Raw genomic sequence first — 14,212 nt, 5'->3', positions numbered from 1 at the left:
CAGCAATCCGGCTCCGGCTCAGCCCGGCCAGACGGCTGTGCCCGCGGCGTCCGCACCGGCATCCGCGCCGGCGCCCGCCGCCCTTGCACCGGCCGCCACCACCGTGCCCGTGCTGGATCGCTGGAAAACCCAGCTGGAGATCGGCTCGATCCGCGCCGCCTCCACCGACCCGTGGCTCGTCAGCGGCAAGATCACGCGCGCCACCGGCCTGGTGCTGCACGCCACCGGCCTGCGCCTGCCCGTGGGCGCCGCCGCCCGCATCGAAATCGCGCGCGGCCATGACCACTGGGCCGACGCCGAAGTCGTGGGCTTTGACGGCCACACCCTGTATTTGATGCCGCAGGCCGATATTTCCGGCCTGCCGCCCGGCGCGCGCGTCGTGCCTGGCGAACCGCCCGTGCAACGCGCGATTCCGCTGCCGCGCAAGGCCGAATTGAACGGCAACGCCAAACCGCAGCTGGGCCGCCACTTGCCCGTCGGCAATGCGCTGTTGGGCCGCGTGCTGGATGGCGCTGGCCGCCCGCTGGACGGCTTGGGCCCGCTGACCGGCGCCGAACTGGCGCCGCTGTCCGCCCAGCCGATCAACCCACTGTCGCGCGCCCCGATTGACACCGTGCTGGACACGGGCGTGCGCGCCATCAACGGCTTGCTGACCGTTGGCCGCGGCCAGCGTATGGGTCTGTTTGCCGGCTCCGGCGTGGGTAAATCCGTGCTGCTGGGCATGATGGCCCGCTACACCAAGGCCGACGTCATCGTCGTGGGCCTGATCGGCGAACGCGGCCGCGAAGTGAAAGAATTCATCGAGCACAACCTGGGCCCCGAAGGCCTGGCGCGCTCGGTTGTGGTGGCCGCACCTGCCGACGTCTCGGCGCTGTTGCGCCTGCAAGGCGCGGCCTACGCCACACGCCTGGCCGAACATTTCCGCGACCAGGGTCTGGACGTGTTGCTGATCATGGATTCGCTGACCCGCTACGCCATGGCGCAACGGGAAATCGCGCTGGCTATCGGCGAGCCGCCGGCCACCAAAGGCTATCCGCCGTCGGTGTTCGCCAAGCTGCCGATGCTGGTTGAACGCGCCGGGATGGGCGCGCCTGGCCCTTCGGGCAAGGCCGGTTCCATTACCGCGTTCTATACCGTGCTGGCCGAAGGCGATGACCAGCAAGATCCGATCGCCGATTCGGCGCGCGCGATTCTGGACGGCCACGTGGTGCTGTCGCGCCATCTGGCCGAAGCCGGTCACTACCCCGCCATCGATATCGAAGCGTCGATCTCACGCGCCATGACCTCGCTGATCACGACGCAGCAATTCGCCATCGTGCGCCGCTTCAAACAAAACCTGTCGCGCTACCAGCGCAACCGCGACTTGATCGCCGTGGGCGCCTACGCCGCCGGCAACGATCCACAGTTGGACGAAGCCATTGCCCGTTATCCCCGTCTTGAAGCCTTCTTGCAGCAAGACGTTGGCGAGAACATCGGCTATGAAGACGCCGTCAACCAGTTGCGCGCCAGTTTTGAGTTAAGGGACACCTATGCCTAGCCAATTGCCCTTGGACATGTTGATCAACCTGGCCAAGGAGAGCACGGATGAAGCCGCGCGTCTCTTGGGCCGGCTCAGCGCCGAACGCACCAATGCCGAACGTCAGCTCGGCATGCTGAACGATTACCGCCAGGACTATCTGGAGCGCTTGCAGCAGGCGATGACGACGGGAATGTCGGCCAGCGACTGCCATAACTATCAGCGCTTCATTGGCACCCTGGACGACGCCATCGGCCAACAGCAAGGCGTGCTGCGCCAGGCGGATGAAAACCTGGCCAAGGGCCGCCAATACTGGCAGCAGGAAAAGCGCAAGCTCAGTTCCTACGACGCCTTGGCGCAGCGCGAAATGCGCGCCCAAGCCGTGGTGGAATCCCGCCGCGAACAACGCGCCAACGACGAATACTCCGCCCGCCTGGTCCAGCGCCAAGCCGGCATGCATTAAGCAATACCTAACAGGAAGCCCAAGATGACCGCTCCCCTGCCCTTGCCGACGATCGCTCCGGTCGCGCCGACGTCCATCGCTGATGCGTTGGGCGCCAACAAGACGCCCGCGAACAAGAAAGGCCCCAGCTTCTCCGACGTGCTGGCTCAGCAGCGTCCGAAGCCGTCGGCCGATTCGCGCCCGGCGAACAATGGCGCCAAGACGCCCGGCAAAAACACGAACACCGCCAGCGACGCCGCCAGCAAGGCTGAAGGCGCTGCCGCCGGTGCAATCAACGACGCTGTCACGACGGCGACCGCTGCCGAAGCCGGCGCGCTGGCCGTTGCCGCGCAACAACCGGCTGCGCCCGTGCTGCCGCAACAAGCGCTGGACATCGCCGCGCAAGCCGCCGAACAGGTGCAGCTTGCCCGTGGCAACGCGCAGGCTGCCGCCACCGCCATGAGCAGCGGCGCTGCCGTGCTGACCGCAGCGCTCACGGCTGCCGATAGCCCCGCCACAGCACAGACCCCGGTCGCCGCGACGGCCTTGCAGGCCGAATCCGCCGCCGCGATTGCCGCGCGCAACGCGCAAGCCGCTCAGCCCGTGCTGACCGAAGCCGTCAAGCCGGGCAGCGCCGTGGCCGCCGTGGCCGCTACTGCCGTCGCCGAGGTCGCGCCTGCCGCCGCCAAGCCGGCCGCCAAGGCCGACACGCCGCGCCTCGCGCCCGAGATCGCACTGCCGCGAGTCCCGCGCGCAACCACGGCCGATGCTGACGCCAAGCACACCACCACGTTGCCCGCGCATACCGAAGAAGAACTGACCGCCGCGCTGAACAGCACGGCCCAGCAATTCCAGGCCCCGCAGCATGGCGCATCCGCGCAAGACCAATTGGCGCAAGCGCTTGCCGCCGCCACCCAGCGTCAGGCCGCCCCGGTTGCGAACCAGGCCGCCATCGCCGCGCCTGCGGTGCCCGTCGTGATGCAGATCGCCACCCCGGTTGGCGGTACGCATTGGGGCACGGAACTTGGCCAGCAAGTGGTGATGATGAGCACCAACGCACGCCAAGGCATGCAGACCGCCGAGCTGCGCCTTGACCCGCCGGATCTGGGTCCGCTGCGCGTCAGCCTGAATCTGGCCGACGGCGTGGCCAGCGCCTCGTTCGTGTCGGCCCACGCGTCGGTGCGTCAGGCCATTGAAACCGCAATTCCGCAGCTGCAACAGGCGTTGGCGCAAGCCGGCATCTCGCTGGGTCAGACCAGCGTCGGTGAACAAACCGCGCAGCAGGAATTCGCACAACAGAACGGCAACGGCGGCTCGCAGCGCCAGTCCGGCGGCGCATCGGTGGTTGCCGATGGCGCAGCCGACAACGCAGCGCCTGTCGTGACCGCGTCGCGCAATGCCAACGCCCTGGTAGACACCTTCGCGTAATAAACGAGCGGCCCGCGCCCAGCAATGGACGCGGGCGGTGCAGCAATAGCTTGAGATACGCGGCTTTCGCCCTGTTTTTCGCCTCCAAGCCGAGGCGTCTTTTCGGGCAGAATGCTTTCATCCACTAAGAATCCGTTTTCACCAGCGGCCCAATACGCATCGAAACCGAGATGGCGACTTCCAAAACCATAACCGCGCCGACAGGCGCTAAGAAATCCGGTGGCATCGGCATTGTTCGCATGCTGCTGGCCCTTCTGGTCCTGCTCATCGTCGCCGCCGCTAGCGCGGGCGGCACGTGGTTCATCACCCAGCGCATGCAGCAGCCGCCCGCCGGCGCCGCAGTGCAATTGGGCGTGGGCCAGGTTCCTGGCGGCCAGCCTGGCCAGCCCGGCCAAGCAGGTCAAGCCGGCCAGGCCGGCGCAGGTCCGCAAGCCACGCCGACGACCTTCGTCGCCCCGCCTGCCGGCCCTATCGCCGTGCCCGCACCGATTTTCGTGCCGATCGAAGCCTTCACCGTCACGCTGCAAAACGCTGACACCGAACGCATCATGCACGTCGGCCTGACGCTGCGCGTCAGCGATGAGCAAACGCGCACGCGTCTGGAAAAGTACATGCCTGAAGTGCGTAGCCGCATCCTGATGGTGCTGTCGTCGCAATCGCCCACCGGCGTGCAGACCCAGCAAGGCAAGACCGACATGGCCAACGCGATCAAGCAGGCAGTCAACCGCCCGTTCTCGCCCCTGCCGGACGGCCAGTATGTCACCGACGTACTGTTCACGGCGTTCGTGGTGCAATAAAGATGGCCTACGAGGCATTTCTTTCGCAGGACGAAGTCGATGCGCTGCTGGCTGGCGTCACCGGCGAGAGCGATAGCAAGTCAGAAGCGGCAAGCTCCACGGATGGCGCGCGCGCCTATGACCTGAGCTCGCCCGAGCGCGTCGTGCGCCGCCGCATGCAGACGCTGGAGCTGATCAACGAGCGTTTTGCGCGCCACATGCGCAACGTGCTGTTGAACTTCATGCGCCGCAGCGCAGACATCACGGTCGGCTCGATCAAGATCCAGAAGTACGCGGACTTCGAACGCAACCTGCCGGTGCCGAGCAATCTGAACATGATTCAGATGAAGCCCCTGCGCGGCACGGCGCTCTTCACGTATGACCCGAACCTGGTGTTCCTGGTCATCGACAGCCTGTTCGGCGGCGATGGCCGCTACCACACGCGCGTCGAAGGCCGGGACTTCACCACGACCGAACAGCGCATCATCCGGCGCCTGCTCAACCTGACCCTGGAAAGCTACGGCAAGTCCTGGGACCCCGTCTATCCGATCGAATTCGAGTATGTGCGCTCGGAGATGCACACCAAGTTCGCCAGCATCACCGGCAACAATGAAGTGGTGGTCGTCACCTCGTTCCACATCGAATTCGGCGCGACCGGCGGCGACCTGAACATCTGCCTGCCCTACTCCATGATCGAGCCGGTGCGCGATCTGCTGACGCGGCCGTTGCAAGAAACCACGATGGAAGAAGTGGACCAGCGCTGGTCGCAGCAGCTGTCGCGCCAGGTGCGCAGCGCCGATATCGACGTGGTCGCGGAATTTGCGCGCATCCCGTCGTCGATCCGCGAGCTCATGAGCCTGAAGGTGGGCGACGTCCTTCCCGTGGACGTCCCCGACACAATCATTGCCAACGTTGATGGCGTACCGCTGATGGAATGCGGTTACGGCGTCTTCAACGGCCAGTACGCCCTGCGCGTGCAGAACATGTTTACCTACGATACCGATTCACACGAGGCCCCCGACCATGACTGACAAGAACGAGCCTGGCACCGGCTCGTCCCCGGCCGACGACTGGGCCGACGCGCTCGCCGAACAATCCCGCGCCAATCCGCCCACCCAGGCCGATGGCCTGAAGCCGCAGGACGACTGGGCAGCCGCGATGGCTGAACAGACCGCCTCCACGCCGCCCGCTGAAACGCCCGCCCCGGCAGCCGCCGCGCCGGCCGCTCCGGCTGCGCCCGCACCCGCCAAGCCCGCCGCGCAATCGGCGTCGCAATCGGTGTTCAAGCCGCTGGCTGGCACCACCGCAGGCGCCGGCACCGACATCGACCTGATCATGGACGTGCCCGTCCAGCTGACGGTTGAATTGGGCCGCACCCGCCTCACCATCAAGAACCTGCTCCAGCTGGGCCAGGGCTCGGTGGTGGAACTGGACGGCCTGGCCGGCGAGCCGATGGACATCTTCGTCAACGGCTACCTGATCGCCCAAGGCGAAGTCGTCGTCGTTGAAGACAAGTACGGCATCCGCCTGACCGACATCATCACCCCGTCCGAGCGGATCAACCGCTTGAACAACCGTCGTTGACGTCTGGCGCCATGACTGAGTCCGCCCTGCTGCGCGTCATCATCGGCCTGGTGCTGGTGGTGGCCGCCATCCTGGTTTCGGCCTGGCTGGCGCGGCGCGCCGGCCTGACTCAGCGTGGCGGCGGCAACGTGTTGAAGCAGGTCGCCAGCATGCCGGTCGGCCCGCGTCAGAGCATCGTTGTCGTCGAAATTGAAAACACCTGGCTGGTGGTGGGCGTTGGCCCGAACCAGCTCAACACCCTGCATACCCTGCCCGCCGGTCAATTGCCGGAGGGTTCGCCCTTGCCCGCCGCAGCGTTCGCGGCCAAGCTGGGCCAGGCGCTCAAGCGCCGCTAGCGCCATCCGCGCGATCCAAGCGATACCCATGAGTTTGCTCAACAGCACGACATCCCCCTCTCTCCGCTCGCGCGCGCTGCCCATGCTGGCCGCCGCCGCCGTGCTGGGCCTGGCCTTCTTTCCGGCCGGTGTCGTCGCCCAGGCCACCCTGCCCGCGCTGACCACCACGCCGGGCGCAAACGGCTCCGAAACGTATTCGCTCAGCATGCAGACGCTGCTGCTGATGACGTCGCTGTCGTTTCTGCCCGCCGCCCTGCTGATGATGACGGGCTTCACGCGCATCATCATCGTGCTGGGCCTGTTGCGCAGCGCGATGGGCACGGCGATGTCGCCGCCCAATCACGTGCTGATCGGGCTGGCGCTGTTCCTGACCTTCTATACGATGTCGCCGGTGTTCGACAAGATCTACGCCGACGCCTACAAGCCGCTGTCCGAAGGCTCCATCCAATTCGAGACGGCCGTTGAACGCGCGGCCGGCCCCTTGCGCACCTTCATGCTGCACCAGACGCGCGAGAACGATCTGTCGTTGTTCGCCAACCTGGCCAAGCTGCCCGCGCTGGAAGATCCGTCGCAAGTGCCGATGCGCATCCTGGTGCCGGCATTCATCACCAGCGAACTGAAGACGGCGTTCCAGATCGGCTTCACCATCTTCATCCCCTTCCTGATCATCGACCTGGTTGTGGCCAGCGTGCTGATGGCGCTGGGCATGATGATGGTGCCGCCCGTGACCGTGGCGCTGCCGTTTAAGCTGATGCTGTTCGTGCTGGCCGACGGCTGGAACCTGCTGATGGGCTCGCTTGCCCAGAGCTTCTACCAATAACGCCCGGAGACACGCCATGACCGCCGAAACCGTCATGACCATGGCCTACCAGGCGATGAAGATCGTCCTGGCGATGGCGGGTCCGTTGCTGCTGGTGGTGCTGGTGGTGGGCTTGATCATCAGCATCTTCCAGGCCGCCACGCAGATCAACGAAATGACGCTGTCGTTCATTCCGAAGCTGCTGGCCATGTGCGGCGTGCTGGTGCTGCTGGGCCCGTGGCTGATCGGCGTCATGGTCGACTACATCCGGCTACTGATCGGCCAGATCCCGATGCTGGTGTCCTGAGCGGCCGGGTTTTCCGCCTGCCCGCCGCCCGGTCCCCGCCGCCATGATCGCCTTCACGCTCGAACAGCTCAACGGCTGGATCGGCCAGTTTCTCTGGCCGTTCGTGCGTATTCTTGCGTTGGTCGGCACCGCGCCGCTGTTCTCTGAATCCATCATTCCGATCAAGGTCAAAGTAGGCCTGTCCTTCGTGCTGGCGGTTGCCATCAGCCCCGCACTGGACCCCATGCCGCCCATCTCGCCGGGCTCGTTCGCAGGCTTGTGGATGGTCATGCAGCAGGTGCTGATCGGCATCGCCATGGGTTTCACGATGCGCATCGTGTTCGCCGCCGTGCAGACCGCGGGCGAATTCGTCGGCCTGCAAATGGGCTTGTCGTTCGCGTCATTCTTCGACCCCAGCTCCGGCGCCAACACCGCCGTGCTATCGCGCTTGTTCAACATGATCGCGATGCTGACCTTCCTGGCGCTGGACGGCCACTTGCTGGTGCTGGCGGCGCTGGTGCGCTCGTTCGACACCCTGCCCGTCGCCATGATCCAGCTGCATCAGAACGGCTGGGGCGTGGTGGTGGAATGGGGCAAGACGGTGTTCGTGTCGGGCCTGCTGCTGGCCCTGCCGCTGATCTGCGCGCTGCTCACCATCAACCTGGCCATGGGCATCCTGAACCGCGCGGCGCAGCAACTGTCCGTGTTCTCGGTAGGTTTTCCGGTGACGCTCATTGTTGGCGTAACGGTACTGACCGTCGTGTTGCCACACGCGGGGCCCTTTCTGGAGACGTTGTTTGAGTCCGGGCTGGGCGCGATGAGCCGCGTAGTGGATGCGCTGGCGGGGCGATAGCGCCGTATCCCGCTCATAAAAAAACGGCCGCTTTTCAGCGGCCGTTTTGTTTTGCCTATCACACCCGGGACGTTACGGCTGACCCGTCAAGCGGAACACGCGGATCGTCTCGCGCAGCGCGCCAGATTGGGTGCCCAGCTGCATCACTGCGCCACCCAGTTCCTGCACCAGCGCCGTGTTCTGCACCGTCATCACATCCATTTGCGACACGGCCGTATCCACTTGCTCGATACCGCTGGACTGTTCCTGGGACGCCTGCGAGATCTCGCCGATGATGTCGGTGACGCGATGCACGGCGGCCACGATTTCTTCCATCGTCGCGCCGGCCTGCTCGGCCTGCGCCGAGCCTTCGGTCACGCGGTCAACGGAATCCTCGATCAGCCCCTTGATCTCCTTGGCTGCTTGCGCGCTCTTCTGTGCAAGGCTGCGCACTTCGCCCGCCACCACGGCGAAGCCCTTGCCGGATTCGCCGGCGCGCGCTGCTTCCACCGCCGCGTTCAAGGCCAGGATGTTGGTCTGGAATGCAATGCCTTCAATGATGCTGACGATGTCGGCAATCTTGCGCGAGCTGCTGGAGATGCCGTGCATGGTGTTCACCACCTGCCCCACCGCCACGCCGCCGCGGCGGGCCACGTCCATGCTGCTGGCGGCCAGTTGGTAGGCCTGCCGCGCGTTGTCGGCGTTCTGGCGCACCGTGGACGTCAGTTGCTCCATGCTGGCGGCCGTCTGTTGCAGCGATGCCGCCTGGCCTTCGGTACGGCCGGCCAGTTCCTGGTTGCCGCGCGCAATGTGCACGGCGGCGTGCGTCGTGCCTTCGATGCCGCGATAGACGTCCTGCGCAATGCCGATCAGGCTTTTGCGCATCACTTCCAGCGAAAACTTCAGGCTGCCGATCTCGTCATCGGAATCCGCGATGATCTGCGTGGTGAGGTTACCGGCGGCGACTTGGCGCGCCATGTTGGCCGCGTCCACCATCGGGTCCAGCAACGAGCGCGACAGGCTCCAGCCCATGCCAAAAATGGTGATGGCTGCCAGCGCAATCGCGCCGCAGCCCAGGCTTGCCGTCATCGTGCTCAAGCTGTCCCAATTGGCGTGCAGCCCATAGGCGCCCGCGGCCGCCATGATGGCGGAGGACAAAAACGAATGGCGGAACATGCGGCTGCGCACGCTGTTCCTGAAGGGAAACGCCAGCACATCCAGGCTGCGACGCCAGCCGGCGCGCACCGGCCGCCCGCGCAAGATACGCACGCCGCGCGCCGAGCCCTCGCGAATGCGCGCGTAGAGCTCCTCGGCCATTTCGACCTGCTCATCCGACGGACGCACGCGCACAGACGAATAAGCCACCACTTCGCCGTTTTCGACGATAGGCGTGGCGTTGGCCAGCACCCAGTAGTAGCCGCCGTCCTTGCGGCGGTTCTTGACCAGCCCCAGCCACGACTCGCCGGCTTGCAGCGTTTCCCACAGATCTTCGTAGGCTTCGGGCGGCATGTCGGGATGGCGCACGATGTTGTGCGGCTTGCCGATCAGTTCTTCGCGGGTGAATCCGCTGACTTCGACGAACGCCGGGTTCGCGTAGACGATGCGGCCCTTGGTATCGGTACGCGAGATCAGATACTGATCTTCGCGCAGCTTGGTTTCCACATCATTGACGGGTAGGTTCACGCGCACAGCTAGTCTCCAGTGACATCAATAGAGCAGCGAATGAATAGCAGCGAGCAAACCGGACTAGACGCCCCGCATCGACCTGTTCCCGCCTGGTTTGTCATGTCGACGCGGCTGCGCCGAATTTCAAACACCGTTCACCGCCCTTTACAGGCGTTATTGTTATTAACGGTCTTATTCGTAAGAACTTAACGTGCGTAGTAAAAACGCAGGCGTTCTTATGACCGTCAGATATAAGGAACACGGCCGCGCTATCAGCGCGGCCGCGATCGTCCTGCCAAACCGCGTGGAAGCGTCTTAGCCCTGCGTCAACGTCGGCGCGGCGTAGCCGCTCAGTTGATGCGCCGGCACTTCGATCACTTCGCCAGCATTGATCTTGAACACCGCCACGGCTTCGGCCAGGCGGTGCGCCTGATCCTGCAAGGAACCGGCGGCAGCCGCCGCTTCTTCCACCAGCGCCGCGTTCTGCTGCGTCACTTCGTCCATCTGCGACACGGCGCGGTTCACTTGATCAATACCGCTGGACTGCTCTTCGGACGCCGCCGAGATTTCGCCCATGATGTCCGTCACACGCTTCACCGAGGCCACGATCTCTTGCATCGTTGCGCCCGCGCGTTCCACCTGCTGCGAACCGGCGCCCACCTTGGTCACCGAGTCTTCGATCAAACCCTTGATTTCCTTGGCGGCTTGCGCGCTGCGTTGCGCCAGCGAGCGCACTTCGCCCGCCACCACCGCAAAGCCCTTGCCCTGCTCGCCGGCACGCGCGGCTTCCACGGCGGCGTTCAGCGCCAGGATGTTGGTCTGGAAAGCGATACCGTCAATGACGGAAACGATTTCCGAGATCTTGCGCGAGCTGGCCGAAATGCCCTGCATCGTGCTGACCACTTCCGACACCGCCGAACCGCCGCGCTCGGCCACGTCCGACGCGCTGGCCGCCAACTGATTGGCCTGGCGTGCGTTGTCGGCGTTCTGCTTCACGGTGGACGCCAGCTCTTCCATCGACGCCGCGGTTTCTTCCAAGGAAGCGGCTTGCTCTTCCGTGCGGCTGGACAGGTCCGTGTTGCCGGCCGCGATTTCACGCGAACCCACGGTGATCTCGTCCACGCCACGGCGCACCGTTGCGACGGTGCGCGTCAGGCTTTCCTGCATGCGCTTCACGGCCGCCATCAATTGGCCGACTTCGTTGTGCGACTTCACTTCCACGCGGCTCGTCAGGTCGCCTGCGGCGATCTTGTCGAAGTGCTGGCCCGCTTCCACCAACGGACGCACCACCAAGCGGCCGAACAGAATGCGGCAGAACACCATCAGCAACAGCGCCAGGCCCACGGCCACGCCCACCGCCACCATGGCGCGGTTGAAGTTGGCTTCGGCCTGATCGATCGTCGCTTGCTGCTGGTCACCGATGTACTTGCTGAAATCGCTGATCGCCTCGATGAAGGCGGCGCTACGCGGGGTGCCGTATTCGTTGTTCACCATGTAGAACGTCGAATAGTCTTCGCTGCGCAGCGCTTCCACCATGGTGTCCACGCCATCGTCGATATACGAGCGATAGCGGCGCACCAGGTTCATGGACAGCTGACGGCCGGTGTCGTCTTGCAGCATGTTCTTTTGGAAGTCAGCAAAACGGCTGCGCACGCCGGTCAGCAGATCCGTCGCGCCCTTCAACGCGGCGGCCGCGTCGCGAGCCGAATTCTCGCCGCTGCCCCAGCCGGATTCCTGCAGGTGGCGTGCGGCCACCATCAGGCTCACGCGGGCGCGCAGCATGTCGCTGTTGATCATCTCGACTTGCTTGGCGCGCTCGGTCAGCGCGTTGACTTCGCGGATGGACTCGTAATTGTGTTGCAAGAAAAATGACGCCAGGCCACCGACGGCCGCGATCAAGATCGCGAAGAACGCCATGACCCACAGCAGCATCGTGCCGACGCGGGCGTCGCGCAAGCGCAGTTTGCGTTTCACCTTGGGCGCTCGCGCGGCCTTCTTCTTCCCGCCTTTGCCGGCCTTTGCGCCGGATTCGAGACTTGCTTCCATATTTTTCCCCATCCCTCAGGAACAGCTCTGACCAAATGAAAAACCACCCTGTGGACACGCCCTGTTACATGGGGTGTACATTCAGGGCGACGTTCATTGCGGCTTGCGCCGCAATGCTCTGCCGGACTTACACGACTATTTGCCCACAGGCGCCAACCCGGCCGGTTCACCCGGGCCAGGAATGTAGATCGTTTGCACCTCGGGTTCCGCCGACGGCATCGGCGTCCAGGCCTGATTCAAATCAGGCGCGGGCGCAGGCCCCAGCAGTTTTTGGCGTTCCCAAGGTTCCAGCAGAATATTGGTGCTGTCGACGAGCCGCATCAGACGGCCATCCGGGCCGAATTGCAGCAGCGCTTCCTTACGGCTGTACAGGCCGTCGGCGACAAACGTGATCTTGAAGTCCCACAGGGCGAGGAGCGTCCCGTCGGTCTGTCTGTAAAGCTTGGTGGGCGGCGCGGTCAGCGCGCGCGAGGCCTCTTCCAGCGTCGTCTGCCCCGGCGTCAGGGTCGACAACTTGCCCGGGTCGAAGTTGTGACCCGTTGCCGCGCAGCCGCCAAGCAACAACGCGATGGCGGCAGCCGCCAGAAGATGTATATAGCCTCGCATACCCTACCTATTCGCCGGCATGGCCGGCATCAAAAAGATTCCCAATCGTCGTCCGACGGCGCCTGACGACGGCTTGCGGCCGGAGCTGCTGGCTTGGTGTCAGCCGCAGCGGCTGCCGCGCGCGGCGCGGGGCGGCGCAGCGGACGCGCCGCCGTGGCGCCTTCTGCAGCAGCGGCCGGCTTGGCGCGCGCCGTATGCGTCAGACGCACTGCCGGCTTGGACGGCGCGGCTTGCGCTGCTGGCGCTTCAGCGGCCGGGGCAGCCACGCGCGGCGCGCGGCGTTGCGGCTGCTGCGCCAACTGGCGAGCCGGCACTTCAATCACTTCACCTGCATTGATCTTGAACACGGCTACGGCCTGGACCAGGCGCTCTGCCTGTTCCTGCAAGGAGCCCGCAGCAGCAGCCGCTTCTTCCACCAGCGCCGCGTTCTGCTGCGTCACTTCGTCCATCTGCGACACGGCGCGGTTCACTTGATCGATACCGCCGGACTGCTCTTCGGACGCCGCCGAAATCTCGCCCATGATGTCCGTCACACGTTTCACCGAGGCCACGATCTCTTGCATCGTTGCGCCCGCGCGTTCCACCTGCTGCGAACCTGCGCCCACCTTGGTCACCGAGTCTTCGATCAAACCCTTGATTTCCTTGGCGGCTTGCGCGCTGCGTTGCGCCAGCGAACGCACTTCGCCCGCCACCACCGCAAAGCCCTTGCCCTGCTCGCCGGCACGCGCGGCTTCCACCGCGGCGTTCAGCGCCAGGATGTTGGTCTGGAAAGCGATGCCGTCAATGACGGAAACGATTTCGGAAATCTTGCGCGAGCTGGCCGAAATGCCTTGCATCGTGCTGACCACTTCCGACACCGCCGAACCGCCGCGCTCGGCTACGTCCGACGCACTCGCTGCCAACTGATTGGCCTGGCGTGCGTTGTCGGCGTTCTGCTTCACGGTGGACGCCAGTTGCTCCATCGACGCCGCGGTTTCCTCAAGGGACGCCGCTTGCTGTTCGGTACGGCTGGACAGGTCGGTGTTGCCCGCGGAGATTTCGCGCGCGCCCACATTGATTTCGTCCACACCACGGCGCACGGCGGCCACGGTGCGCGTCAGGCTTTCCTGCATGCGCTTCACGGCCGCCATCAATTGGCCGATTTCGTTGGAGGACGTTGCCTCCACACGCACCGTCAGGTCGCCGCCTGCAATCTTGTCGAAACTGTCGCTCACCGAGCGCAAGGGGCGGAGAACGACGCGGTTCATGAACAGGAACGCGCCCAGCGACACCGCCAGAATCAGCGCGGCCAGGGCCAGGTACACAAACGTCATCGTGGACGCCTGCGTACGGGACGCCTGCACCCGCTCTTCGCTGAACGCGTTGATGTTGCTGGCGAATGCACTCAATTGCTTGAAGAACGCGGCGCTGGCGGCGCCAGCCTGGGTGTTTTTCAAGTTCAGGTAGGTGGCGGCGTCGCCCTTGTCGAGCGCGGCCATCATGGCCTGCAGCGCACCCGAGAAGCCGTTGAACGAGGACAGCAGCTCGCCCTCAGCCGCCTTGCCCAGCGCCGTCACTTTCGGCACGGCCTTGAAGGCTTCCATCTTCTTGTTCGCGTCTGCGATCAGCTGCTGGACGGTGCGCGAGTTGTCGGCCGCGCCGTTCGTATCACCGGCCGCGCGCTGCGCGGCCGCGATGTCGGCGCGGATCGTCGCGCGCAGCATCTGCGTATAAGCGTCCTTGATCAGATTGCTCTGTTGGACGCTCAGGGAATCCAGAGCGTTGATGGTGTCGGCGCTGGAACGCATGCTGTTCCAGCCCAAACCAATGGCAACCAGTGCGGCAAGGGCAACGGCCAACTGAGCGAGCATCAAGCCCGTGCGCACCTTCAGATTGCTGAACATGTTCCGATTGTTCC

14 protein-coding genes are annotated in these 14,212 nt (G+C 64.9%); 10 read left to right on the top strand and 4 right to left on the bottom strand.

Going from position 1 to position 14,212, the window contains the following annotated elements; translation table 11 throughout:
- Window positions 1-103: 103 nt before the first annotated feature.
- From fliI to fliR, 10 genes are all read left to right on the top strand, one after another.
- Window positions 104-1,537, top strand: a complete 1,434-nt coding sequence (gene fliI, locus HV765_RS00495) for a flagellar protein export ATPase FliI (RefSeq protein WP_054426344.1) — start codon at window positions 104-106, stop codon at window positions 1,535-1,537.
- Window positions 1,530-1,979: a flagellar export protein FliJ gene (gene fliJ / locus HV765_RS00490; RefSeq protein WP_054425911.1), complete on the top strand. Its 450-nt coding sequence runs from the start codon at window positions 1,530-1,532 to the stop codon at window positions 1,977-1,979. The genes fliI and fliJ overlap by 8 nt, the downstream gene beginning before the upstream one ends.
- 24 nt (window positions 1,980-2,003) lie before the next feature.
- Entirely contained in the window at window positions 2,004-3,386 is a 1,383-nt protein-coding gene (locus HV765_RS00485) for a flagellar hook-length control protein FliK (protein ID WP_175168431.1), read from the top strand.
- A 170-nt stretch (window positions 3,387-3,556) separates the two neighbouring features.
- Window positions 3,557-4,183, top strand: a complete 627-nt coding sequence (gene fliL, locus HV765_RS00480; protein WP_054425915.1) for a flagellar basal body-associated protein FliL — start codon at window positions 3,557-3,559, stop codon at window positions 4,181-4,183.
- Window positions 4,184-4,185: 2 nt separating this feature from the next.
- Window positions 4,186-5,193, top strand: coding sequence for a flagellar motor switch protein FliM (gene fliM, locus HV765_RS00475; protein WP_054425918.1), 1,008 nt, complete (start codon window positions 4,186-4,188; stop codon window positions 5,191-5,193).
- The gene (gene fliN / locus HV765_RS00470) at window positions 5,186-5,746 is read left to right on the top strand and encodes a flagellar motor switch protein FliN (protein WP_054425919.1); all 561 of its coding nucleotides are present in this window, start codon (window positions 5,186-5,188) and stop codon (window positions 5,744-5,746) included. The genes fliM and fliN overlap by 8 nt, the downstream gene beginning before the upstream one ends.
- A gap of 11 nt (window positions 5,747-5,757) precedes the next feature.
- Window positions 5,758-6,081, top strand: coding sequence for a flagellar biosynthetic protein FliO (fliO, locus tag HV765_RS00465; protein ID WP_054426346.1), 324 nt, complete (start codon window positions 5,758-5,760; stop codon window positions 6,079-6,081).
- A gap of 28 nt (window positions 6,082-6,109) precedes the next feature.
- Window positions 6,110-6,901, top strand: a complete 792-nt coding sequence (gene fliP / locus HV765_RS00460) for a flagellar type III secretion system pore protein FliP (protein ID WP_054425921.1) — start codon at window positions 6,110-6,112, stop codon at window positions 6,899-6,901.
- Between the two features lie 16 nt (window positions 6,902-6,917).
- Window positions 6,918-7,187, top strand: coding sequence for a flagellar biosynthesis protein FliQ (fliQ, locus tag HV765_RS00455; RefSeq protein ID WP_054425924.1), 270 nt, complete (start codon window positions 6,918-6,920; stop codon window positions 7,185-7,187).
- A gap of 43 nt (window positions 7,188-7,230) precedes the next feature.
- On the top strand, window positions 7,231-8,019 hold the full coding sequence (gene fliR, locus HV765_RS00450; protein WP_054425926.1) for a flagellar biosynthetic protein FliR: 789 nt from the start codon (window positions 7,231-7,233) through the stop codon (window positions 8,017-8,019).
- Window positions 8,020-8,091: 72 nt separating this feature from the next.
- Here the strand turns inward: fliR and HV765_RS00445 are convergent, their stop codons facing one another.
- The 4 genes from HV765_RS00445 to HV765_RS00430 all read right to left on the bottom strand — a co-directional run bounded on the left by HV765_RS00445 (window position 8,092) and on the right by HV765_RS00430 (window position 14,198).
- Window positions 8,092-9,687, bottom strand: a complete 1,596-nt coding sequence (locus HV765_RS00445; RefSeq protein WP_175168430.1) for a methyl-accepting chemotaxis protein — start codon at window positions 9,685-9,687, stop codon at window positions 8,092-8,094.
- 291 nt (window positions 9,688-9,978) lie between these two features.
- Entirely contained in the window at window positions 9,979-11,709 is a 1,731-nt protein-coding gene (locus tag HV765_RS00440; protein ID WP_054425930.1) for a methyl-accepting chemotaxis protein, read from the bottom strand.
- A gap of 135 nt (window positions 11,710-11,844) precedes the next feature.
- Window positions 11,845-12,315: a hypothetical protein gene (locus tag HV765_RS00435; protein WP_054425932.1), complete on the bottom strand. Its 471-nt coding sequence runs from the start codon at window positions 12,313-12,315 to the stop codon at window positions 11,845-11,847.
- A 29-nt stretch (window positions 12,316-12,344) separates the two neighbouring features.
- Complete coding sequence (locus HV765_RS00430; RefSeq protein WP_175168429.1) at window positions 12,345-14,198, bottom strand: methyl-accepting chemotaxis protein; 1,854 nt, start codon at window positions 14,196-14,198, stop codon at window positions 12,345-12,347.
- Between the last annotated feature and the right edge of the window lie 14 nt (window positions 14,199-14,212).

Source organism: Achromobacter kerstersii (genome assembly GCF_902859595.1).
GTDB classification, from domain to species: Bacteria; Pseudomonadota; Gammaproteobacteria; order Burkholderiales; family Burkholderiaceae_B; genus Achromobacter; species Achromobacter kerstersii.
This window is presented reverse-complemented; position numbering and strand designations above follow the sequence as displayed.

Excerpts from the sequence above, each read along its gene's own strand:
- fliO (WP_054426346.1), top strand. The coding sequence starts at position 5,758 with ATGACTGAGTCCGCCCTGCTGCGCGTCATCATCGGCCTGGTGCTGGTG.
- fliP (WP_054425921.1), top strand. The coding sequence starts at position 6,110 with ATGAGTTTGCTCAACAGCACGACATCCCCCTCTCTCCGCTCGCGCGCG.
- HV765_RS00440 (WP_054425930.1), bottom strand. The coding sequence starts at position 11,709 with ATGGAAGCAAGTCTCGAATCCGGCGCAAAGGCCGGCAAAGGCGGGAAG.
- HV765_RS00485 (WP_175168431.1), top strand. The coding sequence starts at position 2,004 with ATGACCGCTCCCCTGCCCTTGCCGACGATCGCTCCGGTCGCGCCGACG.
- HV765_RS00430 (WP_175168429.1), bottom strand. The coding sequence starts at position 14,198 with ATGTTCAGCAATCTGAAGGTGCGCACGGGCTTGATGCTCGCTCAGTTG.
- fliL (WP_054425915.1), top strand. The coding sequence starts at position 3,557 with ATGGCGACTTCCAAAACCATAACCGCGCCGACAGGCGCTAAGAAATCC.
- HV765_RS00435 (WP_054425932.1), bottom strand. The coding sequence starts at position 12,315 with ATGCGAGGCTATATACATCTTCTGGCGGCTGCCGCCATCGCGTTGTTG.
- fliM (WP_054425918.1), top strand. The coding sequence starts at position 4,186 with ATGGCCTACGAGGCATTTCTTTCGCAGGACGAAGTCGATGCGCTGCTG.
- fliR (WP_054425926.1), top strand. The coding sequence starts at position 7,231 with ATGATCGCCTTCACGCTCGAACAGCTCAACGGCTGGATCGGCCAGTTT.
- fliJ (WP_054425911.1), top strand. The coding sequence starts at position 1,530 with ATGCCTAGCCAATTGCCCTTGGACATGTTGATCAACCTGGCCAAGGAG.
- fliN (WP_054425919.1), top strand. The coding sequence starts at position 5,186 with ATGACTGACAAGAACGAGCCTGGCACCGGCTCGTCCCCGGCCGACGAC.
- fliQ (WP_054425924.1), top strand. The coding sequence starts at position 6,918 with ATGACCGCCGAAACCGTCATGACCATGGCCTACCAGGCGATGAAGATC.